The organism is Variovorax sp. OV329 (assembly GCF_900114785.1).
Classification (GTDB): domain Bacteria; phylum Pseudomonadota; class Gammaproteobacteria; order Burkholderiales; family Burkholderiaceae_C; genus Variovorax.
In genome coordinates, this window is the sequence record NZ_FOUG01000006.1 from 183,760 (window position 1) to 208,041 (window position 24,282).

23 protein-coding genes and 1 riboswitch are annotated in these 24,282 nt (G+C 69.0%); of the genes, 14 read left to right on the forward strand and 9 right to left on the reverse strand.

The window, feature by feature from the left end; all coding sequences use genetic code 11:
* Nucleotides 1-3 precede the first annotated feature (3 nt).
* Nucleotides 4-891: a 4-hydroxy-tetrahydrodipicolinate synthase gene (gene dapA, locus BM345_RS12450; protein WP_175544981.1), complete on the reverse strand. Its 888-nt coding sequence runs from the start codon at nucleotides 889-891 to the stop codon at nucleotides 4-6.
* Nucleotides 892-1,183: 292 nt separating this feature from the next.
* On the reverse strand, nucleotides 1,184-1,522 hold the full coding sequence (locus BM345_RS12455) for a VOC family protein (RefSeq protein ID WP_093379919.1): 339 nt from the start codon (nucleotides 1,520-1,522) through the stop codon (nucleotides 1,184-1,186).
* A 79-nt stretch (nucleotides 1,523-1,601) separates the two neighbouring features.
* Between BM345_RS12455 and BM345_RS12460 the strand changes: the two genes are divergently transcribed.
* On the forward strand, nucleotides 1,602-2,078 hold the full coding sequence (locus tag BM345_RS12460; RefSeq protein ID WP_093379921.1) for a molybdenum cofactor biosynthesis protein MoaE: 477 nt from the start codon (nucleotides 1,602-1,604) through the stop codon (nucleotides 2,076-2,078).
* Between the two features lie 117 nt (nucleotides 2,079-2,195).
* Here the strand turns inward: BM345_RS12460 and BM345_RS12465 are convergent, their stop codons facing one another.
* On the reverse strand, nucleotides 2,196-3,176 hold the full coding sequence (locus BM345_RS12465) for a Bug family tripartite tricarboxylate transporter substrate binding protein (protein ID WP_093379922.1): 981 nt from the start codon (nucleotides 3,174-3,176) through the stop codon (nucleotides 2,196-2,198).
* Nucleotides 3,177-3,298: 122 nt separating this feature from the next.
* On the opposite strand from BM345_RS12465, the gene clpB reads away from it, so the two are divergent.
* Together clpB and BM345_RS12475 are read left to right on the forward strand one after the other, a co-directional pair.
* Nucleotides 3,299-5,920 (forward strand): ATP-dependent chaperone ClpB, encoded by a 2,622-nt coding sequence (gene clpB, locus BM345_RS12470; protein WP_093379924.1) that lies wholly within the window; start codon nucleotides 3,299-3,301, stop codon nucleotides 5,918-5,920.
* A gap of 6 nt (nucleotides 5,921-5,926) precedes the next feature.
* Nucleotides 5,927-6,268, forward strand: a complete 342-nt coding sequence (locus BM345_RS12475; RefSeq protein ID WP_093379925.1) for a hypothetical protein — start codon at nucleotides 5,927-5,929, stop codon at nucleotides 6,266-6,268.
* Between the two features lie 18 nt (nucleotides 6,269-6,286).
* Here BM345_RS12475 and BM345_RS12480 read toward each other — a convergent pair whose 3' ends face one another.
* Entirely contained in the window at nucleotides 6,287-7,066 is a 780-nt protein-coding gene (locus tag BM345_RS12480) for a transporter substrate-binding domain-containing protein (RefSeq protein WP_175544982.1), read from the reverse strand.
* 173 nt (nucleotides 7,067-7,239) lie between these two features.
* Here BM345_RS12480 and BM345_RS12485 point away from each other — a divergent pair, with 173 nt between their 5' ends.
* From BM345_RS12485 to arfB, 8 genes are all read left to right on the forward strand, one after another.
* Nucleotides 7,240-8,001 carry an SDR family NAD(P)-dependent oxidoreductase gene (locus BM345_RS12485; RefSeq protein WP_093379927.1) on the forward strand — a complete coding sequence of 254 codons (762 nt, stop codon included), beginning with the start codon at nucleotides 7,240-7,242 and terminating at the stop codon, nucleotides 7,999-8,001.
* Nucleotides 7,998-8,765, forward strand: coding sequence for an SDR family NAD(P)-dependent oxidoreductase (locus BM345_RS12490; RefSeq protein ID WP_093379928.1), 768 nt, complete (start codon nucleotides 7,998-8,000; stop codon nucleotides 8,763-8,765). Before BM345_RS12485 ends, BM345_RS12490 begins: the two co-directional genes overlap by 4 nt.
* A gap of 41 nt (nucleotides 8,766-8,806) precedes the next feature.
* Entirely contained in the window at nucleotides 8,807-9,934 is a 1,128-nt protein-coding gene (locus tag BM345_RS12495) for a DUF5938 domain-containing protein (RefSeq protein ID WP_093379930.1), read from the forward strand.
* Nucleotides 9,935-9,939: 5 nt separating this feature from the next.
* Nucleotides 9,940-11,484, forward strand: a complete 1,545-nt coding sequence (locus tag BM345_RS12500) for an acyl-CoA synthetase (protein WP_093379931.1) — start codon at nucleotides 9,940-9,942, stop codon at nucleotides 11,482-11,484.
* On the forward strand, nucleotides 11,481-12,665 hold the full coding sequence (locus tag BM345_RS12505; RefSeq protein ID WP_093379933.1) for a lipid-transfer protein: 1,185 nt from the start codon (nucleotides 11,481-11,483) through the stop codon (nucleotides 12,663-12,665). The genes BM345_RS12500 and BM345_RS12505 overlap by 4 nt, the downstream gene beginning before the upstream one ends.
* Nucleotides 12,666-12,679: 14 nt before the next feature.
* Nucleotides 12,680-15,460: a winged helix-turn-helix domain-containing protein gene (locus BM345_RS12510; protein ID WP_139237506.1), complete on the forward strand. Its 2,781-nt coding sequence runs from the start codon at nucleotides 12,680-12,682 to the stop codon at nucleotides 15,458-15,460.
* 75 nt (nucleotides 15,461-15,535) lie between these two features.
* The gene (locus BM345_RS12515; protein WP_093379936.1) at nucleotides 15,536-16,720 is read left to right on the forward strand and encodes an acetyl-CoA C-acyltransferase family protein; all 1,185 of its coding nucleotides are present in this window, start codon (nucleotides 15,536-15,538) and stop codon (nucleotides 16,718-16,720) included.
* Nucleotides 16,720-17,130: an alternative ribosome rescue aminoacyl-tRNA hydrolase ArfB gene (gene arfB, locus BM345_RS12520; RefSeq protein WP_093379937.1), complete on the forward strand. Its 411-nt coding sequence runs from the start codon at nucleotides 16,720-16,722 to the stop codon at nucleotides 17,128-17,130. Before BM345_RS12515 ends, arfB begins: the two co-directional genes overlap by 1 nt.
* A gap of 121 nt (nucleotides 17,131-17,251) precedes the next feature.
* Here arfB and BM345_RS12525 read toward each other — a convergent pair whose 3' ends face one another.
* Nucleotides 17,252-18,958 carry a SulP family inorganic anion transporter gene (locus BM345_RS12525; protein ID WP_093379939.1) on the reverse strand — a complete coding sequence of 569 codons (1,707 nt, stop codon included), beginning with the start codon at nucleotides 18,956-18,958 and terminating at the stop codon, nucleotides 17,252-17,254.
* 22 nt (nucleotides 18,959-18,980) lie between these two features.
* On the reverse strand, nucleotides 18,981-19,850 hold the full coding sequence (locus BM345_RS12530) for an AraC family transcriptional regulator (protein ID WP_093379940.1): 870 nt from the start codon (nucleotides 19,848-19,850) through the stop codon (nucleotides 18,981-18,983).
* An 88-nt stretch (nucleotides 19,851-19,938) separates the two neighbouring features.
* Between BM345_RS12530 and BM345_RS12535 the strand changes: the two genes are divergently transcribed.
* The 3 genes from BM345_RS12535 (at nucleotide 19,939) to BM345_RS12545 (ending at nucleotide 22,374) form a co-directional block, all read left to right on the forward strand.
* A complete protein-coding gene (locus BM345_RS12535; RefSeq protein WP_093379942.1) occupies nucleotides 19,939-21,177 on the forward strand; it encodes an MFS transporter in 1,239 nt (412 codons plus the stop codon).
* A 74-nt stretch (nucleotides 21,178-21,251) separates the two neighbouring features.
* A complete protein-coding gene (locus BM345_RS12540; protein ID WP_093379943.1) occupies nucleotides 21,252-22,010 on the forward strand; it encodes a sulfite exporter TauE/SafE family protein in 759 nt (252 codons plus the stop codon).
* A gap of 136 nt (nucleotides 22,011-22,146) precedes the next feature.
* On the forward strand, nucleotides 22,147-22,374 hold the full coding sequence (locus tag BM345_RS12545) for a hypothetical protein (RefSeq protein WP_093379945.1): 228 nt from the start codon (nucleotides 22,147-22,149) through the stop codon (nucleotides 22,372-22,374).
* A 52-nt stretch (nucleotides 22,375-22,426) separates the two neighbouring features.
* Here the strand turns inward: BM345_RS12545 and BM345_RS12550 are convergent, their stop codons facing one another.
* From BM345_RS12550 to BM345_RS12560, 3 genes are all read right to left on the reverse strand, one after another.
* Entirely contained in the window at nucleotides 22,427-22,984 is a 558-nt protein-coding gene (locus BM345_RS12550; protein WP_093379946.1) for a DUF924 family protein, read from the reverse strand.
* The gene (gene arsC / locus BM345_RS12555; protein ID WP_093379948.1) at nucleotides 22,981-23,364 is read right to left on the reverse strand and encodes an arsenate reductase (glutaredoxin); all 384 of its coding nucleotides are present in this window, start codon (nucleotides 23,362-23,364) and stop codon (nucleotides 22,981-22,983) included. Before arsC ends, BM345_RS12550 begins: the two co-directional genes overlap by 4 nt.
* 102 nt (nucleotides 23,365-23,466) lie before the next feature.
* Nucleotides 23,467-23,982, reverse strand: a complete 516-nt coding sequence (locus BM345_RS12560; RefSeq protein WP_093379950.1) for a 6,7-dimethyl-8-ribityllumazine synthase — start codon at nucleotides 23,980-23,982, stop codon at nucleotides 23,467-23,469.
* A gap of 101 nt (nucleotides 23,983-24,083) precedes the next feature.
* Nucleotides 24,084-24,251: riboswitch (FMN riboswitch) on the reverse strand.
* Between the last annotated feature and the right edge of the window lie 31 nt (nucleotides 24,252-24,282).

A 24,282-nucleotide genomic window follows, 5' to 3' on the forward strand; every position in this document is an offset into this window, starting at 1 on the left:
GTCCTAGCGCCGGCGCAGCGCCTGTTCGAGCTGGACGCGCAGGCCTGCGCCCGCAGGCGTCATCGGCAGGCGCAACTCGTCGGCGATCCAACCTTCGTGCGCCAGCGCTGCCTTCAGCGGGCCGGGGTTCGGCTCGGCGAAAAGCAGGTCGATCAGGGGCAGCAGCGCTTGCCAGTGCCCACGCGCCTGCGCGAGCTTGCCCTGGCGGATGTCCTCGATCAAGCGAACGAAGCGCTCCGTTTCCAGGTGCGCGCTGGCCGCGATCGCCCCTGCGCCGCCTTGCGCCACGGTCGCGAAGATCTGTGCATCCTCGCCTGCCAGCACCTGCAGCCGCCCGTCGGCGATCAGGGCCTGGGTCTTGCGCGCATCGCCCCCGCAGTCCTTGATTGCACGGATGTTCGGATGCGCCGCCAGCGCCAGCAGCGTGTCGAGCGTGAGCGTGGCGCCGGTGCGGTAGGGAATGTCGTAGACCACGACGGGCGCCTCGCTCGCCTGCGCGATTGCCTCGAACCACTGGATCAGGCCGGACTGGGAAGGGCGGATGTAGCTGGGCGGCGGCACCAGCAGGCCGGCCAGCGGCCGCGAGAAGAGACGGTCGACCCAGGCCAGCATCTTGCCCAGGTGATAGCCGCTCACGCCCATCACGCAAGATAGGTCCGGGGCGGCTTCGATGACCGTGTCGAGCACGGCCAGCTGCTCTTCCTCGTCGAGGGCGGCGGCTTCGCCGGTAGACCCGCAGACCACGAAGCCGGCAATGGCGGTTGCGGCCAGCCGGCGGGTGAGGGCACCGAGCGCCGCATGGTCCACCGCGCCGCCGCGAAAGGGCGTGACGAGAGGAATCCAGAGGCCGCTGAAATCGGCGGGGGTGAGTGGAGAAGGCTGTTGTTGCACGCGAAGTCCTTGCTTGGAACAGGAGACGACCGATGGAAGAACCACCGTCGAACGCGCGCGCAGCACTGGCAGGGAAAGAAGGGGAGAGAAAACCAGCCGGTCCCGTCGCTCATCCGACGACGGAACCGCAGCTCCGGTCAGACGAGCTTTGGTTTTTTGGAGGCTTTGCCCAGCGCAAGCCGATGCACGAATGCGCCGCCTTCTTGCGAGGGCGTGGACATCCGTTCAAGGGAGGTGGGCATGGCGCGAGTGTAGCGGCCCCGGCGCCGAGTTGCAGCGGCAGCTGACGCGGCTACTCCGCCTGGCGGAACGCGAGCAGATAGCCGTTGACGTCGCGCAGGCCGAACTCGCGGGCGCCATAGGGCATGTCCTGGATCGGCCAGGCGATGGGCGTCTTGTCCTTGACCTCGTTCCAGAAACCCTCGACGTCGGGCACCGAGAAATAGATGGTGCCCGAGAGTCCCGGCGCGGCGCTCCACAGGTCCTGGGTCGTGAAGATCAGCTTGCCGCCTTCCTTCTCGACCGTGAGCGTGCTCTCGGCCGACTCCACGGTGTTGAAGCCCAGCACGGTGTGGAAGAACTCGCGCGTCTCTTCGAGTTCGCGGCAACGCAGGAGGAGGGTGAGTGCCATGGTGAAGTGTCCCGATGGTTGGCCTTGCAGAGCATCTTAGCGAGGCCGCTGCGCGCTTGCCAGGTGCCACAATCCAGGCATGAGCCAGCCCCGTGTAGTCATCCAGACCCAGGACTTCGAACTGCAGGCCGAGATCGCCGCCCTGCGCGGCCAGGATGCGCGCGTTGGCGCGGTCTGCAGCTTCATCGGCACGGTGCGCGACCGCAACGATGGCAGCGCCGTCGCCTCGATGGAACTGGAGCACTACCCCGGCATGACCGAGAAGGCCATCGAGGCCATGATCGACGAGGCGCACCGGCGCTTCGACATCCTGGGGGCACGGGTCATTCACCGCGTGGGCCTCCTGCAGCCCACCGACCAGATCATGATGGTGGCCGTCATCTCGGCGCACCGCGGCGAGAGCTTCCAGGCCTGCGAGTTCCTGATGGACTACCTCAAGACCCAGGCACCCTTCTGGAAGAAGGAAGACACGCCCGAAGGCGCGCGTTGGGTCGACGCCCGCGTGGCCGACGATGCGGCGCTGGCCCGTTGGGGCATCGACGCCCCCAACGCCTGACCGACCCCGACACGAGGCCAGAAACACCGAGGAACCGGCTTTGCCGGGCCTCAGGTGTTGCCCCCGGCAGGGGGTTGGCGAAGCGCACGAAGTGCGCGCAGCCTGGGGGCGAGCCCCCTAATTCGCCTTGAAGCCGCTGGCCTGGATGATGCGTTCCCAGGTCTGTGTGTAGGTGCGCACCCGGCCGGCGAACAGGCCCTGCGGCTCGAAGCCCACGGTCAGGCCCAGGGCGGTGAGCTTCTCGCGCACGTCGGGCATGGCAATCACCTTGGCCAGCGCCGCGCCGAAGCGGTCGACGAAGGCTTGCGGCGTGCCCACCGGCGCGAAGATGCCGTAGTAGGGCAGGTCGTCCAGGTTGGAGAAGCCCAGTTCGGCGAAGGTGGGCACCTGCGGCAGCAGCGCCTGGCGCTTGCTGCCGATGGTCGCCACGATGCGCACCTTGCCGCCCTTGTGGTTCTCGATGAAATCGGGGACCGAGCCGATGCCGGCATGGATCTGGTTGCCCAGCATGTCGGCCATCATGGGCGCGCTGCCGCGGTAGGGCGCGCTCTGCAGGTCCAGCTTGTACTTGTCGCCCACCATCTTCACCAGGAACTCGGGAATGGAGGCCGGCGCCGGAACGCCGATGGTGTCCTTGCCGCCGTTCTTGCTGCGCACCCAGGCCACGTACTCGGGCAGCGACTTCGCGGGCGTGCCGCCCGACAGCGCCAGCGCATTGGCGAAAGTGGCGAAGCCGGCCACCGGCACGAAGTCGCTGGCAGGGTTGAAGCCAGGGTTCTTGACCACCTGCGGCAAGATGGAGATGCTGTGGTCGTGCGAGAGGAACAGCGTGTGGCCGTCGGGCACGGCGGTCTTGAGCACCTGCGCGGCGATCTGGCCGCCGGCACCTGCGCGGTTCTCGACCACCACCGGCATCCCCAGTTCGTCCTTGAGCTTCTCGGCCAGCAGGCGGGCGATGGCGTCGGTGCCGCCGCCGGCCGGAAAGCCGACCAGGATCCGGATGGGCGTGCCGGATTGCGCGCGTGCCACGCCCGGCAGTGCCGCCAGGGGGCCCAGGGCCAGGGCCCCGGTCAGAACGCCACGTCTTGAAAGGGACATCGTCGACTCCAATGCTTAGGTAGTTGTTGATCTGTGTACAGACCGGAAAAAGCGGCCGCCGGTGGCCCGGTGCCCTTGAATCGGCCCGCCAAGGCCCTATTTTGAGTGCAGGAATCAAGCCAATGCGCCAAGACAAACTCACCACCAAATTCCAGGAATCCCTGGCCGACGCCCAGTCGCTCGCGCTGGGGAATGACAACGCCTACATCGAGCCGGTCCACCTGCTGCTGGCCATGCTGCGCCAGGACGACGGCCCGCGCGCGCTGCTCGAGCGCGCCGGTGCCAACGTGCCGGGCCTGATCAAGGCCAGCGAGGCCGCGATCAAGAAGCTGCCGCAGGTGCAGGGCCACGACGTGGTCCAGGTCGGCCCCGAGCTGGGCAAGCTGCTGCAGGCCACCGAGAAGGAAGCCATCAAGCGCAACGACCAGTTCATCGCCGGCGAGCTCTTTTTGCTGGCCGTGGCCGACAGCAAGTCCGACATCGGCAGGCTGGCCAAGGAGAACGGCCTCACCCGCAAGTCGCTCGAAGCGGCCATCGACGCGGTGCGCGGCGGCCAGGGCGTGAACAGCGCCGACGCCGAAGGCCAGCGCGAAGCCCTGAAGAAATACACGCTGGACCTCACCGAGCGCGCCCGCATCGGCAAGCTCGACCCGGTCATCGGCCGCGACGAGGAAATCCGCCGCGCCATCCAGGTGCTGCAACGGCGCACCAAGAACAACCCCGTGCTCATCGGCGAGCCCGGCGTGGGCAAGACCGCCATCGTGGAAGGCCTGGCCCAGCGCATCGTCTCGGGCGAGGTGCCCGAATCGCTCAAGGGCAAACGTGTGCTGTCGCTGGACATGGCGGCGCTGCTGGCCGGTGCCAAGTACCGCGGGGAGTTCGAGGAGCGCCTGAAGACCGTGCTCAATGAACTGGCCAAGGACGAGGGCCAGACCATCGTCTTCATCGACGAGCTGCACACCATGGTGGGCGCCGGCAAGGCCGAGGGCGCCATGGACGCGGGCAACATGCTCAAGCCGGCGCTGGCGCGCGGCGAGCTGCACTGCGTGGGTGCCACCACCCTGGACGAATACCGCAAGTACATCGAGAAGGACGCCGCGCTGGAGCGCCGCTTCCAGAAGATCCTCGTGGGCGAGCCCAGCGTGGAGGCCACCATCGCCATCCTGCGCGGCCTGCAGGAGAAGTACGAGCTGCACCACGGCGTCGAGATCACCGACCCGGCCATCGTGGCCGCGGCCGAGCTGTCCGACCGCTACATCACCGACCGCTTCCTGCCCGACAAGGCCATCGACCTGATCGACGAGGCCGCGGCCAAGATCAAGATCGAGATGGATTCCAAGCCCGAGGTGATGGATCGCCTCGACCGCCGCCTGATCCAGTTGCAGATCGAGCGCGAGGCCGTGCGCCGCGAGAAGGACGAGGCGTCGCAGAAGCGCTTCGCACTGATCGAGGAAGAGATCGACAAGCTGCAAAAGGAAATCGCCGACCTCGACGAGATCTGGCGGGCCGAGAAGGCCCAGGCCCAGGGCAGCGCGCAGGTCCGCGAGGAGCTGGACAAGCTCAAGTTCCAGATTGAGGAGTTCACCCGCAAGGGCGACTTCAACAAGGTGGCCGAGCTGCAGTACGGGCAGCTCCCCGGCCTGGAGAAGCGCCTGAAGGAGGCGCTCGACTCGGAGGCCAAGAAGGGCACCGCCGCCCGCCCCAAGCTGCTGCGCACCCAGGTCGGCTCCGAGGAGATCGCCGAGGTGGTGGCGCGTGCCACCGGTATCCCGGTGTCCAAGCTGATGCAGGGCGAGCGCGAGAAGCTGCTGCAGATGGAAGACAAGCTGCACGAGCGCGTGGTCGGCCAGGACGAGGCGATCGCCGCCGTGTCCAACGCCATCCGCCGTTCGCGCTCGGGCCTGTCCGATCCGAACCGTCCGACGGGCTCGTTCCTGTTCCTGGGCCCCACGGGCGTGGGCAAGACCGAGCTGTGCAAGGCGCTGGCGGGCTTCCTGTTCGACAGCGAAGACCACCTGATCCGCATCGACATGAGCGAGTTCATGGAGAAGCACTCGGTCGCGCGCCTCATCGGTGCGCCTCCGGGCTACGTGGGCTATGAAGAGGGCGGCTACCTCACCGAGGCGGTGCGCCGCAAGCCCTACAGCGTGGTGCTGCTCGACGAAGTGGAGAAGGCGCACCCGGACGTCTTCAACGTGCTGCTGCAGGTGCTCGACGACGGGCGCCTGACCGATGGCCAGGGCCGCACCGTGGACTTCAAGAACACGGTGATCGTCATGACCAGCAACATCGGCTCACCGATCATCCAGCAGATGGTCGGGCGGCCGGGCGAGGAGATCAAGGACGCCGTGTGGGAGGAGTTGAAGAACTACTTCCGCCCGGAGTTCCTGAACCGCATCGACGAGACGGTGGTGTTCCACGCGCTCGACGCCGCGAACATCGAGGCCATCGCGAAGATCCAGCTCAAGGTGCTGCAGTCGCGCCTGTCGAAGATGGACCTGGCGCTGGACGTCACGCCGGCGGCGCTGGCGGAAGTGGCCAAGGTGGGCTTCGATCCGGTGTTCGGGGCACGGCCCCTGAAGCGGGCGATCCAGCAGCGCATCGAGAACCCCTTGTCCAGGCTGCTGCTGGAAGGAAGCTTCGCGCCCAAGGATACGATCCGGGTGGAAACCGATCCGATCCGGAATCCCGGCCAGTTCAGCTTCGTGCGGGCCGGGGAACCAACGGCGGCCGAAGTGGCCTAACTGCGGATGTTCACTTTCATCCTTCGCATCGTCCTGTTCGTGATGGGACTGATGTTCGCCGCCAGCCTGGCGGTGGCGGTGACCCTGCTGGCCACCGTGTGGGGCCTGCGCTATGCGTGGGCCCGCCTGACCGGCAAGCCGGTCGACCCCTGGGTCATGCGCTTCCATCCGGGCAAGGGCTTCGAGCAGTTCCGCGCTGCGGCGGCCCGCCGCAACGGACCCGCCGCCGCCGACGTGGCGGCTGCGCGGGCGCGTGGCGAGTCGGTGAGCAGCCCCGTGGTCAGCATCGGCCGGGGCGACGCCGACGTCACCGACGTGCGTTCGCGCCCGCTGGACAGCCGCAGCTGAGCGCGGCCCTCACACGGCTCACTTGAGCCACTTGTCGGACACCTGCTGCAGGTTGCCGCGCTTGTCCAGCACGTCCCACACGAAGCCCATCACCCGGGTGTAGTCCGCGTCGTCTGCCGGCAGCATGAAGCCCAGCCAGTTCTTGGGCGTCAGCGGCGCATCCAGGTAGGCGGCGTACAGGCGCGGGTCGGCCTTGCTGTAGTGCAGGGCCTCATAGGTCTCGGTGATCATCACGTCGCCCTTGCCGTCGGCGATCAGCGCCGGGATCTCCGCGTTCTTCTCATGCGTGCTCACCTGCGCGGCCGTGAGGTTCTGCAGCACGTAAGCCTCGTTGGTGCCGCCGGGGTTCTTGATGACGCGCACGCCGGCCTGGTTCAGGTCCTGCGGCTTGCTGAACTTGGCCTTGTCCGCGCTGCGCACCAGCGCCACCTTGCCGAAGGGCGCGTAGCCCGGGAGCATCGCCACCTGGCGGATGCGCGTCACGTTGCGGGTGATGCCGCCCACGGCCAGGTCGAACTTGTCGGACTGGATGTCCTTCATCAGGTTGGGCCAGCTGGTCTGCACGTACTCCACCTTCACACCCAGTTCCTTGGCCATGAGCTCGACGACTTCGATGTCGTGGCCCGAGAAGCCATCGTCCGTCTTGATGGCGAAGGGCCGATAGTCGCCGGGGGTGCCCACGCGCAGCACCTTGGTCTCCATGATCTTGTCCAGCCGCGGGCCGGCCTGGGCGGTGTGCGTGAAGGCGAGGCTGGCCAGCGCGAAGGCGGCCAGGGCGAGGATTCTCTTGGGGATCATGTGCTTGCCACTCCAATGTTGATCGATCGTTGCGCCATGGCGCGGCGGGCAGCTTAACCGGCTGCCCTGCTGCATCGCAGCACGAAAAACCAATCTTTTGTTGGGGGCCCCGGGCCAGGGGCGCTGCTGGAATCTCCCCACGCGTGAATCGAACGCGGACAGGAGACAAACACATGATCGAACTGCAGGGCCGACGAGCCCTCGTGACGGGAGCGGCGCAGGGCCTGGGCCTGGCCATTGCCCGATTGTTCGTCGAGCGCGGCGCGCAGGTGATGCTCGCCGACATCGACGAGGCGGGTGCCGGCAAGGCCGCCGATGAACTCGGCCCCATGGCGCGCTCCGTGCGCTGCAACGTGACCTCGGCAGCAGACCTCGCCCGCGCCGTCGAAGCCACCACGCAGGCCTTCGGCGGCATGGACACCCTCATCAACAACGCCGGCATCGAGATCGTCAAGCCGCTGCTCGACCACTCCGAGGAAGAGTTCGAGCGGATCATGGCCATCAACGTCAAGGGCGTGTTCCTGGGCATGAAGCAGTCGCTGGGCGCTCTGGTGGCCTCGGGTCGCGGCTCCATCGTCAACATCTCCTCGCTGGCGGGCGTCAACGGCGTGCCGCTGTTCGGCTGCTATGCGGCTTCCAAGGGGGCCGTGCTGCAGCTCACCCGCACGGCTGCGGCAGAACTGAAGCAGGCGGGCGTGCGCGTCAACGCGGTGTGCCCGGGCTTCATCGGCACCGCCATGGTCGATCGCCTGATTCCCACGGTGGAAGCCGCCGTGGGTGTGCCCTTCGATGCCCTGGTCGCGGTCAAGCAAGGCCGCCTGGGCACCGCGCAGGAAGTGGCCGAGATGACCGCCTTCCTCGCTTCCGACGCCGCCAGCTGGACGACCGGCTCCCACTACATCCTGGACGGCGGCCTGTCTGCCGGATTGCTATGAGCAAGAAGCTGCTTCAAGACAAGGTCGCCATCGTCACGGGTGCCGGGCGCGGGCTGGGCGAAGCCGTGGCACGGGCCTACGCTGCCGAGGGTGCGAAGGTCGTCGTGTCCGACATCGATGCCTCCGCCGCGCAGAAGGTGGCCGACTCGCTGCCCGGCGCCATCGCCGTGGCCTGCGACGTGCGCAAGTCCGAGCAGGTGAAGGCGCTGGTCGATGCAGCGGTGAGCAAGCACGGGCGCCTGGACATCATGGTGCCCAACGCCGGCGTGGCGCGTGTCGCACCGCTGGTATCCACCAGCTACGAGGAATGGCGCGAGGTCACCTCGGTCAACCTCGACGGCGTGTTCCTGTGCATCCGCCATGCGGCGCCGGCCATCATCGCCGCGGGCGGCGGCAGCATCATCAACATGGCCTCGGTCACGGCCAAGGCCGCCTGCGCGCTCATCGGCAGCTACGCGGCGGCCAAGGCGGGCGTGGTCTCGCTCACGCAGACCGCGGCGGTGGAACTGCGGGCGCACAAGGTGCGGGTCAACGCGATCCTGCCGGGCTTCATCGACACCGAGCTGGTGAAGTCGCACATCCCCGAGTTCGAGGAGCAGCTCAAGCTGCCCGACTTCGGCGCAGTGGTCGCGCAGCGCCAGGGCCGCTACGGCACGGTGGAGGAGGTGGCCCACCTGGCCGTGTTCCTCGCCTCGGAGCGCTCCAGCTTTTCCACCGGCAGCGGCTTCGTGCTCGACGGCGGCGTCAGCTCGTCGCTGCTCTGACCGAGCCGGCACCCCCAACGAATTCCAAGGAGAGATTCAAGATGAGCAAGAAACCTGTGGTGGTCTACGGCGCCTCCGGCTACACCGGGCGCCTGGTGTGCGAATACCTGCGCGAGTACAACATCCCCTTCATCGCCGCGGGCCGCAGCGCCGAGAAGCTCGAGGCGGCGATGAAGTCCAACGTGGCGGGCATCGAGACCGCGAGCTACGAGGTGGTGGAGGTGGCGCATTCGGTGAAGGCGCTCACCGAGCTGTTCACTGGTGCGTCGGTGGTGCTCAACACCGTGGGACCCTTCGCCAAGTTCGGTCCGGAAGTGGTGCAGGCCTGCCTGGCGGCCAAGTGCCACTACACCGACACCACCGGCGAGCAGGACTGGCTCATCACGCTCGAGCAGGAGTGGGGCGCCAAGTTCGCCGAAAAAGGCTTGCTGCTGTCTCCGGGCCTGGCCCAGATGTACACCACGGGGGAGATCGCGGCCCAGCTGTGCCTCGAGACGCCCGGGCTGGACACGCTGGACATCGCCGTGTTCTGGGGCGGCAGCCCCACCATCGCGTCGACGCAGACCATCCTGGTCAACGCCGCCACCTCCAAGGCCTTCTACCTGGAGCAGAACGAGTACAAGGAATGGCAGCCGGACGCCGGCCTCTACCAGCTCGCGATTCCCGGCCAGCATGAGATGGCGCTGGCGCTGCCCTGGGGCGGCACCTCGCACCCGGTGTGGTTCAAGCGCGATCCGCGCGTGGCCAACGTCAAGGTGCTGGGCGGCGTGTTCAACAAGCCGCTGATGCTGGGCGTGCCGCAGATCGTGGCAGCGGCGCTCAAGGCCACCGAGGGCATGAACGAGCAGGACCGCTACGAGGCGCTGGCCAAGACGGCCGCGAGCGTGATGAGCACCATGCCGCCGCGCGAGAACCCGCGCATCAACAAGTCGGTCGATTCGGTGCATGCCTCCGGGCCGCTGGGCCGTGTGCACTGCGTGATCTTCGGCAACTGCAACTACAAGCAGACGGGCCTGCTCAACGCCTACGCCGCGGCTTCGCTGCTGCAGCAGCCGCCCAGGCGCGCCGGTTTTGCCTCGGGCTGCCAGGCCTTCGGGCACCACGAGCTGCTGGGCGTGCTGCGCAGCTTCGGCCTGGTGCAGGAACCGGTCATCACCCGCGCGAGCTGACGCACGTGCGCCTCGTCGACTACCTGGACAAGGGCGCCCAGCTGGGCGCCGATTCGCCCTGCCTCACCATGGGCGAGAGCGACCTGAGCTACGCGCAGGTGCAGCGCTTCAGCTGGCGCGTGGCCCGAGGCCTGCAGCGCGCGGGCGTGCGCCCGGGCGACAAGGTGGCGGTGCTCTCGAGCAACGACGCGCATGCCTTCGCCACCGTGTTCGGCATTTCGCGCGCGGGTTGCGTGTGGTGCCCGGTCAATCCGCGCAACGAGGCGGCCGAAAACGCCTTCGTGCTGGACGCCTTCGACTGCGCCTGCCTGGTCTTCCACAGCAACTACGCGCCCATGGTCGAGCAGATGCGCGCGCAGTGGCCCAAGCTGCGCGCCCTGGTGTGCCTGGACAAGCGGCAGGTCTTCGCAGCTTCCATGGACGAGTGGCTCGACGGCCTTAGCGAGGAACCGACCGACATCGCGCCGCCCGACGACGTGGCCATGATCGCCGGCACCGGCGGCACCACCGGCCGGCCCAAGGGCGTGATGCTCACGGGCCGCAACCTGGAGACCATGTCGGCGCTCACGCTGATGGGCTACCCCTTCGAGGGCCGGCCCTGCTACCTGGCACTGGCGCCGCTCACCCATGCGGCCGGCGTGCTGTGCCTGCCGGTGATGGCGCTGGGGGGGCGCGTGGTCATCATGCCCAAGCCCGACCTGGGCGACTTCCTCTCGCTCATCGAGCGGCACCGCGTCACCCACACCTTCCTGCCGCCCACGCTCATCTACATGCTGCTGCAGCACGAGAAGCTGGCGAGCACCCGGCGCGATTCGCTGCAGTGCTTCTGGTACGGCGCCGCGCCCATCGCGGCCGCGCGCCTGGAAGAGGCATTGGAGAAGATCGGGCCGGTGATGGCGCAACTCTTCGGCCAGACCGAGGCGCCGATGATGATCTCCATGATGTCGCCGCGCGAGCACTTCAACGCCGACGGCACGGTGGCGCGCGCTCGCCTGTCCTCGGCCGGCCGGCCCGGACCGCTCGTGCAGGTGGCCACGATGAACGCCGATGGCGAGCTGCTGCCCAGCGGCGAACGCGGCGAGATCGTGGTGCGCTCCTCGCTGGTGATGGGCGGCTACTACAAGGACGCGGCGGCCACCGCAGAGGCCTCGCGCTTCGGCTGGCACCACACCGGCGACATCGGATATCTCGACGAAGAGGGCTTCCTCTACATCGTCGACCGCGCCAAGGACATGATCATCAGCGGTGGCTTCAACGTCTACTCGGTCGAGGTCGAGGCCGCGCTGCTGCAGCACCCGGACGTGCAGGACAGCGCCGTGATCGGCCTGCCCGACGAGAAGTGGGGCGAGCGCGTGGTGGCGGTGCTGCAGCTGCGGCCGGGCCGCGCGCTGGCGGCCGAGGAGGTCATCGCCTTCGTCAAGGCGCGCATCGGCAGCGTCAAGGCGCCTAAGCAGGTGGAATTCTGGGACGACCTGCCGCGCTCCAAGGTCGGCAAGGTGATGAAGAAGGACGTGCGCGCCACGCTGCTGCACAAAGGCGGCGCCACATGAGCCGGCGCGTCTTCGTCGCCGGCGTCGGCATGATCCCCTTCGTGAAGCCCGGCGCGAACGACCCGTATCCGGTGATGGGCGCCAAGGCCGGGCGGCTGGCGCTGGCCGATGCCTGCATCGGCTACGAGGCGGTGCAGCAGGCCTACGTGGGCTACGTCTACGGCGACTCCACCAGCGGGCAGCGGGCGGTGTACGGGCTGGGCATGACGGGCATCCCGGTGGTCAACGTCAACAACAACTGCTCGACCGGCTCGACCGCGCTCTTTCTCGCGCGGCAAGCCATCGAGGGCGGCGCGGCCGATTGCGTGCTGGCCCTGGGCTTCGAGCAGATGAAGCCCGGCGCGCTCAACACCGTCTTCAACGACCAGCCGAGTCCCTTCGAGGACTTCGAAGCGCAGGCCGCCGAGCTGGTCGGCATGCCCGACCTGCCGCTGGCCCTGCGCTACTTCGGCGGCGCGGGCCTGGCGCACATGCAGAAGCACGGCACGCCGCTGGAGGCCTTCGCGGCCATCCGCGCCAAGGCGAGCCGGCATGCAGCGCGCAACCCGCTCGCACTGCTGCGCCAGGAACTCACGACCGAGGACGTGATGAATGCGCCCGTGCTCTGGCCCGGCGTGCTCACCCGCCTGATGGCCTGTCCGCCCACCTGCGGCGCGGCCGCGGCGCTGCTGGTCAGCGAGGACTTCGCGCGCCGCAACGACCTGCGCACCGATGTGTTCATCCGCTCGCAGGCGATGACCACCGACACGCCAGGCACTTTCGAGAGCCGCGACATGATGGCGCTGGTGGGCTACGGCATGAGCCGGTCGGCGGCGCAGAAGGTCTACGAAGACGCGGGCGTGGGGCCCGGCGACCTGGACGTGGTCGAGCTGCACGACTGCTTCGCCCACAACGAGCTCATCAGCTACGAGGCCCTGGGCCTGTGCGCCGAAGGCGGTGCTGCCGGCTTCATCGCCGATGGCCTCAACACCTACGGCGGGCAGGTGGTGACCAATCCCTCGGGTGGCCTGCTGTCCAAGGGCCATCCGCTGGGCGCCACCGGCCTGGCCCAGTGCTACGAGCTCACCCACCAGCTTCGCGGCACGGCGAAGGCGCGCCAGGTGGAGGGCGCGCGCCTGGGCCTGCAGCACAACCTGGGCCTGGGCGGCGCGTGCGTTGTCACGCTGTATCAGGCAAACTGAAGGACGAACAACGCATGCAGGAGACAGGGATGGCGCGGTCCGCCCGGTCCGTGGGAGCTGCCAAGGCATCGGCCGCCGTGCTGGTGGAGTCGCGCCTGGTGCCGCCCCAGCTGTCGGCCACCACGCTGCTGGCCCGGCCCGGCCTTTCCACCCTGCTGCATACGGGCGTCGGCAAGCGGCTGGTCTGCATCACGGCGCCGGCCGGCTACGGCAAGACCACTGCGCTGACGCAGTTCGTGTCGCAGCTGGAGCCGCATGGCGTCACGGTCGCCTGGCTCAGCCTCGAGGCGCAGGACAACGACCCGCTGCTCTTCTTCCGCTACCTCGCCGCCGCGCTGAACCATGCGGACCCGCGCCTGGGCCGAAGCGTGCTGGCGCAGACGGCCGGCGGCAGCCTCGCATCGCCCGATGCCATCGTCGCTTCGCTGCTGAGCGACCTCGGCACCGACTGCGGCCGGCTGCTGCTGGTGCTGGACGATTTCCATCTCATTCAGCACGAAGGCGTGCACCGGCATATCGAATGGCTGGCGGGCCACCTGCCGCCCAACGTGGGCGTGGTCATTGCCAGCCGCACGCGCCTGCCACTGTCGCTGAGCCAGTGGCGCGTGCGCAACCAGCTGCTGGAGCTGGACGCCGCGCATTTCGGCCTGGCGCTGGACGAGGCGGCCGACTTCGTGGGCCGCGTCAGCGGCGCGCCGCTCGCGCGCGAGCAGTTGCGGGCGCTGCACGATCGCACCGAGGGCTGGATCGCCGGCCTTCAGCTGGCCTCGCTGGCACTGCGCGAAAGCGGCGACCGTGGCGCCTTCCTGCGCGACTTCTCCGGCAGCGACCGCGACATCACCGACTACCTGGGCGAGCACGTGCTCGACAGCCTGCGGCCCGACCTGCGCGACTTCCTGCTCGACACCGCCGGCCTGGAGCGCTTCTGTGCCGAGCTGTGCGACGAGGTGCTGGGCCGCAGCGACAGCCGTGCGCTGCTGGCCGAGGTGCAGTCGCGCAATCTCTTCCTCTCGGGCCTGGACCGCACCCGCACCTGGTTCCGCTACCACCACCTGTTCGCGGACTACCTGCGCAGCCGTAGCCGAGAGCGGCAGCCGGAGCAGAGCCGCGCGATCAGCCTGCGCGCCAGCGCCTGGTTCCAGCGCCAGGGGCATCTGCACGAGGCGATCCGCTATGCCTTCGACGGGCAGGACTTCGAGCGCGCCGCCGACCTGGTGGCCGAGTTCTCCGCCGAGCTGGTGCAGCACCGCGGCGAGCACGCCACCTTGCTGGGCTGGCTGGCGCGCCTGCCGCAGCACCTGGTGCACGCGCGGCCGAAGATCCGCGTCGGCCATGCCTGGTCGCTGGTGCTCACGCGCCGCTACGCCGAGGCCGAGCAGGAACTGCGCGCGCTGGAACAGGCCTGCAGCGAAAGCGGCGACGCCGAACTGCGCTGCATGGTCGAGATGATCCGCTGCGTGTACTGGGCGCATGCGGGCGAGCCCCTGCAGGCCAAGGCCACCAGCGAGACCTGGCTCAAGAGCTGGCCGCGTGCCGACGCCTTCTGCACCGGCGTGGTGGCCAACGTGCTGGCCAGCGGCTGCTGCGCCACCGACGCCTTCGAACAAGGCGAGCAGGCGCTGGCGGTCGCCCGGCGCTCCTTCGGCGAGTCGCACGCGGACTACGGCCTCGCTTGGGCCGCCGCCCTGGCCGTGATGCTGGCGATTCGCCGAGGCGACTACCACGAGGCCATGGTGCAGGTGAAGGCCGGCATCGCGGTCGTGGAGCGCAACCTGGGCCTGGCTTCCTACGCCGGCTCCATGCTGGCGTTGCTGGCGGCCGAGGTCTGCTACGAGCAGGGCGACCTGGCCGGCGCGCAGACCTTCGTGGACGTGGGGCTGCCCTACGTGGACGACCACGGCCTGGTCGAGATGACCACCGCCGGCTACCTCACGCGCGCGCGCCTGCTGCGCCTGCGCGGCGAGGTGGCGCAGGCCGACAGCTGCCTGTTGGAAGGCGAGTCACTGGGCCACCGGCTCAAGCTGCAGCGGCTGGCGCTGATCCTTTCGGCCGAGCGCTGCGCACTGCGGCTGCACGCGGGCTCGACCGAGGAGGCGCAGAAGCTGGGGCGCTCCTACGGCCTGATCGGCTACGGCGCCGGCAACACGCCGCAGGCGCCCGCCGCGCCCATCGAGGACGACAGCGTCTGCCTGCTGCACCTGCGGCTGCGCCTGGCGGGAGCGCAGGGTGGCAACGTGGCAGGTGCGCTGAACGATGCGTTGCGGCGCGCCCTGCGGGACAACCACCGCGCCCAGGTCGCGCGGCTGCTGGTGCTCAAGGCGGTCCACCAGCACCGCGCCCAGGAAGGCGCGCAGGCCCTGCGCACGCTGGACGAGGCCCTGGACCTTTCCGCGCGATGCGGCCTGGTGCGCAGCCTGGTCGACGGCGACCCGGTGGTGCTGGACATGATCGAGACCATCCGGGCCAATCGCGGCGGCCGCCCCGCTCAGGGCTCGGGGCAGGCGCCCGAGGCCTACCTGGAGCAGCTCCTGGTGGCCGCGGGCCGCTCCGGCGAGGCCTCGCCGCGCACCGTGCGGGCCGGCACCAGGCCGGGCGTGGCGTCCGAACTGCTCACCGAGCGCGAACTGAAGATCCTGCGCCTGCTCAAGGCCGGCCTGGGCAATCGCGAGCTGGCGCAAAGCCTGTTCGTGTCCGAGGCGACGGTGAAATGGCACCTGCACAACATCTTCGCCAAGCTGGGCGTGAAGAACCGCACCAGCGCCCTGGCCCGCGCGCAGGAAAACTCGCTGCTGTGACCCCTCCCTGAAGGAGGGGGAGCCCCCCGCCCGAAGGCCTGCGAAAATGGATCATTCCCCTTTGAGAGACATTCCATGACCCAACGCGACATCTTCGTGGTCGGCACCGCCCGCACCGCCATCGGCACCTTCGGCGGCGCGCTGAAGGACGTTCCCAACACCCAGCTGGCCACCACCGTGGTCAAGGCCGCCATCGAGCGCAGCGGCGCGTCAGCTGCAGACGTGGGCCACCTGGTCATGGGCAACGTGATTCCCACCGACACGCGCGATGCCTACCTGAGCCGCGTGGCCGCCGTGGACGCCGGCTGCCCCATCGAGACGCCGGCCTTCAACGTCAATCGCCTGTGCGGCTCGGGCCTGCAGGCCATCGTGTCGGCGGCGCAGGCCATTGCGCTGGGCGACTGCGACATCGCGATCGGCGCCGGCTCCGAGTCGATGAGCCGCGGTCCGTATTTCGACACGGCCGCCCGCCACGGCGCGCGCATGGGCGATGCCCAGCTGATCGACTACATGATCGGCATCCTGCACGACCCCTGGGAGAAGATGCACATGGGCATCACCGCCGAGAACGTGGCGGCGCGCTACGGCATCTCGCGCGAGCAGCAGGATGCGCTGGCGGTGCAGAGCCAGCAGCGCGCGGCAGCCGCCATCGCCGCCGGCCGCTTCAAGGAGCAGATCGTCCCGGTGGAAGTGAAGACCCGCAAGGGCGTGGTGCTCTTCGACACCGACGAGCACGTGCGCGCCGACACCACGCTGGACGTGCTGGCGAAGATGAAGCCCGCCTTCAAGAAGGACGGCCTGGTCACCGCGGGCAATGCCTCGGGCATCAACGACGGCGCGGCCGCCGTGGTGCTGGCGGAAGGTGCGCGCGTCAAGGCGCTGGGCCTCAAGCCGCTCGCGCGACTGGTGGGCTATGCGCACGCCGGCGTGGAGCCGGCGTACATGGGCATCGGCCCGGTGCCGGCCACGCGCAAGGTGCTGGAGCGCACCGGCCTGAAGGTCAGCGACCTGGACGTGATCGAGTCCAACGAGGCCTTCGCGGCCCAGGCCTGCGCGGTCATCAAGGAACTGGGCTTCGATCCGGCCAAGGTCAACCCCAACGGCTCGGGCATCTCGCTGGGCCACCCGGTGGGCGCCACCGGCGCGATCATCACGGTGAAGGCGCTGGCCGAACTGCAGCGCGTGCAGGGCCGCTATGCGCTGGTGACCATGTGCATCGGCGGCGGCCAGGGCATCGCCGCGATCTTCGAACGGGTCTGATGTCCTTCAGCGCCCGCGTCCTCGTCGATCCTTCGGAAGTGGAGATCAGCGCCATCCGGGCGCAGGGCGCGGGCGGCCAGAACGTCAACAAGGTGTCGAGCGCGGTGCACCTGCGCTACGACATCCACGCGTCCTCGGCGCCCGAGGCGGTGAAGGAACGGCTGCTGGCCACGCGCGACAGCCGCATCACGCAGGAGGGCGTGCTGGTGCTCAAGGCGCAGCAGCACCGCAGCCAGGAGATGAACCGTGCGGATGCGATGGAGCGGCTGCAACTGATCGTGGACGGGGTGTCGGTTGCGCCGCGTGTGCGGCGGGCGACCCGGCCGACGCGGGCGTCGGGTCAGCGCCGGCTGGAAGCCAAAAGCCAGCGTTCCGACGTGAAGCGCACGCGGGGGCGAGTTCTCGACTGAGGTGCCTCGGCGTCGGCCACCCGGCTGCTGTCGCGCCGCCTGCAGGCCGAAGCCGCATCGATCACACCTCCTTGCCGGGAGGCTGGCGAAATTCTTTGGGGCGACCGTGCCCTGTACGTTCTCAGCCCGGTGTGCGCGCCAGGGTCAACGCTGCCAGCGTCTCCGCGTCGGTGCGGTAGTTGAACAGCATGGGCCCGGGCGCGAGCAGCCCGGCACTGTCCAGCACCTGCTGCGCCGGCAGCTTCAGGCCGGAGATGTGCAGCCGCACGCCCTTGGCTTCCAGCGCGCGGCGGATGCTGCCGAAGACCTCGGCGCCGGTGATGTCCACCCGGTTGATCGGCTGGGCGAACAGGCACACGTCGGTGAGGCCGGGCCGCTGCGCCAGGGCCGAGTTGACCGCGCGCTCCAGCGTGCTGGCAGAGGCGAAGTCCAGCTCGGCATCCATCCGCAGCGCATAAAGCCGCGGCGCCAGCGGCGGCAGGTGCCACAGGTGGCGGTCGCGCAGGCTGCCGTCCGGGTGCAGGCCCACCTCGATGATGCGCGGGTGCAGGTGCCGGTACATGTAGTGCGCCAGGGCCGCCAGCAGTCCGCCGAGCACGCCCCAGTAGATCTGCGGCGCCGACGCGATGGTCAGGGCGAAGGTGCCGAGGGAGATCGCGGCCTCGATGCGCGACACCTTCCACAGCGCCACGAAAGCGCGCGGCTTGAGCAGGCCCAGCGTGGCCGTCACCACCACCGAGGCCAGCACCGCCTGCGGCACGTTGTAGAGCAGCGGCATGGCCCACAGCAGGGCGCCCGCGACCACCGCCACGCTGAACAGCGTGGCCCACTGCGTCTTGGCCCCTGCGTACAGCGTGATGGCCGAGCGCGAGAAGGAGGAACTGGTGGGGAAGGAGCCGCTCAGGCCCGAGGAGATCTTGGCCAGGCCCTGGCCCATCAGGTCCTGGTCCTCGTTCCACAGCGTGCCGGCGCGGGCGTTGTCCACCTTGGCACTGGAGGCCGTCTCCAGGAAGCTCACCAGCGTGACCAGGAAGGCCGGCAGCAGCAGCGAGCCCAGGCCCACCCCGGGCACCAGGTGCGGCACGTAGAACGACGGCAGGCCCGAGGGCAGGGCGCCGATCACGGCGCCGCCCTGCAGCGCATAGCCGATGGCGTAGCTGATCGCGGCGCTCAGGGCGACCAGCGCCATGGTGGTGGGAAACCTGGGAACGAAGCGCTTGCCCAGCCACAGCATGGCCATGCCGCCCAGGCCGAAGCCGATGGCATAGAAGTCGGGATGCGGGCCGCTCAGCAGCTGCGAGTAGCTGCGGCCGGTGAAGCCCAGCAGGGCCGGCAGCTGCGAGAGCGTGATGAGCACCGACGCGCCCTGGGTGAAGCCCATCAGCACCGGCGAATTCACCAGTCGCAGCAGCCAGCCGAAGCGCACGGCCCCCAGCAGCACCTGCATCAGCCCCGACAGCAGCGTGAGCCACACCGCCAGCGCCACCCACTCGTCGCTGCCCGGCACCGCCAGCGGCGCCAGCGAGGCGCCCACCAGCACGCTGGTCAACGCCGTCGGACCCACCGACAGGCGCGCGGAGGAACTGAAAAGCACCGCGATCAGCGCGGGGAAGAGGGCGGCGTAGATGCCCGTGATCAAGGGCATCCCGGCCAGCGCCGCATAGGCCACGCCCTGCGGAATGACCATCAGCGCGACCGTGACGCCGGCAGAGGCCTCGTTGATCAGCAGGGCCCGGTCGGGCCGGGGCCAGGAAAGAAAGGGGAGCCAGCGCTCGAGGCGTTCGCGGCGGGACGGGGTCGGCTTCTTGTTGTTGTCTTCGTCGGTCATTGAAAAAGAGGCGGCAACCAGGCTAGCTGGATTTCTTCTTGTGCTGGAAGGAAGTGGGCGATTGTCCCGTAGCCGCCTTGAACATGGCGCAGAAGGCGCTGTCGGTGGCATAGCCGCTGGCCGAGGCCACCTGGCTCACCGGCATGCCGCGGGCCAGCAGCGGTATGGCGTGGGCCAGCACCGCCTGCTGCCGCCACTGCTGCCAGCTCATGCCCAGCTGGTCGCGGAACATGCGCGCCACCGTGCGCTCGCTGGCGCCGATGGTCTGGGCCCGCTCGGCCAGCGTGGCGCGGCCGGCGGGCGCGCGCAGCAGGCCTTCGCACAGCTGGCGCAGCCGTTTGTCGGCCGGCAGCGGCACGTCGATGCGGATCTGCGTGGCGCGCTCCAGCTCGTCGATGAGCAAAGGCGCGATCCAGCGCTCGCGCTGCGGCGCATGCGGGTCGGCGGGAGGCTGGCCGTCGGGCGTGGTGTCCAGCGCCAGCATCAGGGCGCGCAGCAGAGGGCTGATCTCCAGCACCTCGCAGTTCTCCCAGGCGGGCGCCATCCAGCTGTGCACATACACCGTGCGCAGCTCGGCGTCCTCGATCAGGTTGATGCTGTGCGGCATGTTGGCCGGCACCCAAAGCGCCCGCGAGGGCGGGACGATGTAGCTGCCGTCCTGCGTCGACAGGCGTATCACCCCGCGGGTCGAGAAGGTCAGTTGCGGCCAGGGATGGGTGTGCAGCTCGACCAGGGTGTCGGCCTTGAGGAAATGTTCCTTGGCGCGCAGGGGGCGCACCGCGTCGGGAGCGAACAGGTGCGGCGTGAGCGACTGGACGCTGTGCACCGGTGTCGGCAGGGGCGCCGGCGCCGGTCTGGCGCTGGGCCGGGAGGGCGTTTCGGTGATTGGCATGGTTTCGACAAATGTTGTCGCGGTATCGCCATTCTGACGCGACTGCCACGATTAGGATCAAAGCCTTCCCCCAGATTTGTTGCCAGAAATGACTGTTTCCGCCACCGCGCCCGATGCCCGTTCCCTGGGCGCGGACGCCAAGTTGATTGGCCTGGTAGGCCTTGCCCACGCCATCAGCCACTTCAGCCAGCTGGTGCTGCCGCCGCTGTTTCCCTGGATCAAGGACGCCTTCTCCCTGAGCTACACCGAGCTGGGCGCGGTGCTCACCGTGTTCTTCGTGGTCTCGTGCATCGTGCAGGCCGCCTCGGGCTTCCTGGTCGACAAGATGGGGCCGAGGCCGGTGCTCTTCGCCGGCCTCGGCCTGCTGGCACTGTCGGGCTTCGTCTATGCGACGGCGCAGGCCTACTGGATGCTGTTCATCGGCGCGGTGCTGGCCGGCATCGGCAACGGCGTGTTCCACCCGGTCGACTACACGCTGTTCAACCGCAAGGTGGCGCCCACGCGCCTGGGCCATGCCTACAGCGTGCATGGCATCACCGGCAGCCTGGGCTGGGCGCTGGCGCCGATCTTCGTGGTGCCCCTGGCCATCGCCTTCAACTGGCGCGTGGCGGTCGCTGCCGCGGGCGCCGTGGCGGTGGTGGTGCTGCTCGTCCTGTGGATCAATCGCAGCGTGCTGCACCTGGACGTGAAGGAAGTCCACAAGGCCACCGGGCAGGGCGCGCACGCAGCCGGCGGCGAGTTCGACTTCCTGCGCATCCCCGCGGTGTGGATGTGCTTCGGCTTCTTCTTCCTGTACGCGGTGGTCATCAGCGTGGTGCAGACCTTCGCGCCCTCGGCCGCGGCGCACCTGCACGCGGTGCCGGTGGGGCTGGTGGCCCTGTGCCTGACGACCTACATGGTGGCCAGCGCGGGCGGCATGCTGGTGGGCGGCTTCCTGGTCACCGACCCCTCGCGCTGCGAGCGCATCGTGGCCATCGGCTTCGGCCTGGCCGCCGCGCTGGCGCTGGTGCTGGCCCTGGCCGACTTCGCGCCGGTGCTGGTGCCGGTGCTCTTCGGCGGCATGGGCTTCGCCAGCGGCATCGCGGGGCCGTCGCGCGACCTGCTGGTCAAGCGCTCCACGCCGCCCAATGCCACCGGCCGCGTGTACGGCGTGGTGTATGCCGGCCTGGACATCGGCCAGGCGACGGCGCCGCTGATCTTCGGCGCGCTGATGGACCATGGCCAGTACCGCAGCGTGATCCTGGGCCTGGCGGTGGTGCAGGCGACCCTGATTGCCGGCGCCTTCAACGTGCAGCGGGTGCGGCGCACGGCCCTGGTGCCGACTTGAGCGGCGCCGCCCGGCCGCGCCCCGGCGCGGCTGCCGCCCCCCGGCGCGGCTGCCGCCCCCGCAGCGCGGGCTTCATGAGCACTTCCCTCATCGCGATCGTCGCGCTCGGCGCGGTGGTCGCGGGCTTCGTCCAGGGCCTGTCCGGCTTCGCTTTCGGCATGGTGGCCATGTCCATCTGGGCCTGGACAGTGGAGCCGCGGCTGGCCGCGGTGCTCTCGGTGTTCGGCGCGCTCACGGGACAGGTGATCGCCGCGGTCACGACGCGCCGCGGCTTCGAGCGCACGCTGCTGTGGCCCTTCCTCGCCGGCGGCGTGCTGGGCGTGCCGCTGGGCATCTGGCTGCTGCCACGCTTCGACGTGCCGCTGTTCCAGGCCTGCCTGGGCCTGCTGCTTGCGGTGTGGTGTCCCCTGATGCTGGTGTCCGACCGGCTGCCGCCGATCCGCTGGGGAGGGCGCAAGGCCGATGCCCTCATGGGCGGCATCGGCGGCGTGATGGCCGGCGTCGGCGGATTCAGCGGCGTGATTCCCACCCTGTGGTGCACGCTGCGCCGGATGCCGCGCGATCAGCAGCGCGCCGTGATCCAGAACTTCAACCTGGCGATGCAGACGGTGGCCTTCAGCCTGCACATCGCCAGCGGCAACGTGCGCTGGGAAATGGTGCCCCTGCTTGCGCTGGTGGCGGTGGCCGTGCTGGTGCCGGTGCTGCTGGGCAGCAAGCTCTACCTGGGCATCAGCGAACTGGCCTTCCGCAAGATCGTGCTGGGTTTGCTCACCGCTTCGGGCATCGCATTGCTGCTGGTGTCCGTGCCTGTGCTGCTCAAGCGCTTCGGCTGACTGCGATGTCGGCCGCGAAAAGCGGCAATAGTGCGCACCGTCTTACACCCGCATACGCCTTGTAGCTGATGGATACCTGCGTGCTAAAGCATTACGCTGACTGCAACCGAAAGACCCGAGCGCCAGGGAGTCCAAGATGCTCAGCACCCAGCAGAAATCACAGATCCTGAAGAAGGCCGGCCGCACCGCGCCTGCCATGCCTGCCGGCAACGGCCCGGAACTGGATGCCTGGAAACGCGAGATCGAGAACCTCTACGTTTCGTATGTGGCGGCTCGCGCCGCGCGCAGCCTGCGCGAGTCCGAGGAGGCCGCGCAACTGGATCGGCTGCGCAACCTGGCCCTGCGGGTCTACGCCTCGGCCTGATCCGGCGTTCTCGCCTGGACCGGGCCGAGACTCGCCTCGACCAACCGCGCCACTAGCCGGTAAATCCGCCTTCGGCCAGGAAAGCCGATTCCTCCGCTGTCGATTCCCTCCCCAGCACCTCGTTGCGGTGTGGAAAGCGTCCGAAGCGCGCCACGATGTCGCGGTGGTGTTTCGCGAAGCGCAGGTTGTTGGCATCCGCCCGCGCGCACAGCGCCACGCTGCGCTCCTGGTCGGCCAGCGATTCCGAATGCATGAAAGGCAGGTAGAAGAAGGCCCGCAGGCCCGGGTCTTCGATCTGCATGTCCTGCCCGGCATCCACTGCGCGTCGCGCCACTTCCAGCGCCTTGTCGTCGGTGGCGTACATGCGGGCCGTGTTGCGCCAGGCATTTCGCGGCAGCTGGTCCAGCAGCACCAGCAGGGCGAGCGAGCCCTCCGCGCTGTCGCCCCAATGGTCGAATGCGCCGCTGGCGGCGGCTTCGTGCGCGGCCTCGAAGCGCGCCTTGAACTGCGCGTCGAAGGCCTCGTCCTTCTTGAACCACTTCTGCGGACCGGCCTCGCGCCAGAAGTCGAGCACGGCCTGTGCCGAAGCGCTGGAATGCGGCGCGCTCATGCCGGCAGGATCTCGCGCACGCGTTCCCACGGACGGCACATCAGCGTGCCGCGCGGCGAGACCACGATGGGGCGCTGCAGCAGGATGGGGTGCGCCACGATGGCGTCGAGGATCTGGTCATCGCTCCACTTGGGGTCGTCCAGCTTCAGCTCCGTGTACGGATCTTCCTTGGTGCGCAGCAACTCGCGCGCACCCATGCCCATGGCCTTGGCCAGCTCGCCCAGCTTCTGCTTCGTAGGCGGGGTCTTGAGGTACTCGATGATCTCGGGTTCCACGCCGCTTTCGCGGATCAGCTGCAGCACGTTGCGCGAGGTGCTGCAGTTGGGCTTGTGGAAGATGGTCATCGGGTAGTCGGTGGAGGGGGCTTTGCGTGTGCTCATGCGGCGCATTATCGGAATGCGCGGCGGCAAGCCCGCGTCGCCCCGCCCAGTCACCCGGGCGCGGGGAGGGCGAAGGGCTCGCGCCCTTCGAACATGCCCGCCTCAGGCGGCCAGCAGCGCCTCGACCTGCTTGAGCCCTTCGAGCGTCTTCACGCAGGCCTCGGCCACCTCGGCACCCTTGACGGCGAAGTGGCGGTGGAAGTACTTGCGATGCTCCACGTGCTCGTGGAAGTGGTGCGGCGTGAGCACCGCCGAGAACATCGGCACGTTGGTCTCCAGCTGCAGCGACATCAGCGTGCTCACCACCGTGTTGGCGACGAACTCGTGGCGGTAGATGCCGCCGTCCACCACCAGGGCGCAGGCGACGATGCCGGCGTAGCGGCCCGACAGGGCCAGCCGCTTGGCATGCAGCGGGATCTCGAAGGCGCCGGGCACGTCGAACACGTCGATGCGCTCGCGCGGCACGCCCAGGCGCGCCATCTCCTCGAGGAAGGCGTCGCGGGCCTGGCGGACGATGTCGGAATGCCATTGCGCCTGGACGAAGGCGATGCGCTGGCCGGCGCCGTCTTTGGCGGCAACAGGCACGGCGTTGATGGGAAGGTCGTTGATCTGACTCATGGTGCACCTCGTTGAATGCAGGATTGCCTGAATCAGGGCGCACGCAGCAGCGCCTCGGGCACGCGACGACGCAAGGACGGCGCGCGCCCAGGGGCGCGGTCACGCGCTCTCTTTCATCCGGACTGTACCGTCGGCCCCGGAATCCAACCGGGTCTGCTGACCCCGTGCCGCAGGTGGGCACGGGCGCTCGCGGGCTTGTGCCATCACAACCGTCAGGTTGCCTGGCCTTCACCGCCGGTGGGGAGTTGCACCCCGCCCTGAGAACGCTTTTCCGGCCAAGGCCGGAGCGGCGATTGTGCC